Annotated in this window: 1 protein-coding gene; it reads left to right on the top strand. The window is 44.0% G+C overall.

The features are described from left to right. On the top strand, positions 1-259 hold a 259-nt coding region (locus AAEY57_RS20365; protein WP_350608707.1), incomplete at both ends, for a family 1 glycosylhydrolase.

The raw sequence follows: 259 nt of genomic DNA, 5'->3' as shown, positions 1-259 counted from the left end.
CCGTAACACCGCTTACGAATTTGCGCATTACACAGATTTAATTACCAAAGCTTTTGGGGAACGTGTGCACTCTTACGCCACCTTAAACGAACCTTTTTGTAGCTCTTACCTAGGTTACGAAATAGGCGTACATGCACCCGGCATTGTAGGTCGCGAATTTGGTCGTAAAGCCGCGCACCACTTATTACTGGGTCACGGTTTAGCTATGCAAGTACTTGCTAAAAATAGCCCAAATACTCTAAACGGTATTGTACTTAAC

Source organism: Pseudoalteromonas sp. MER144-MNA-CIBAN-0113 (assembly GCF_040308965.1).
Classification (GTDB): Bacteria; Pseudomonadota; Gammaproteobacteria; order Enterobacterales; family Alteromonadaceae; genus Pseudoalteromonas; species Pseudoalteromonas tetraodonis.
This window is presented reverse-complemented; position numbering and strand designations above follow the sequence as displayed.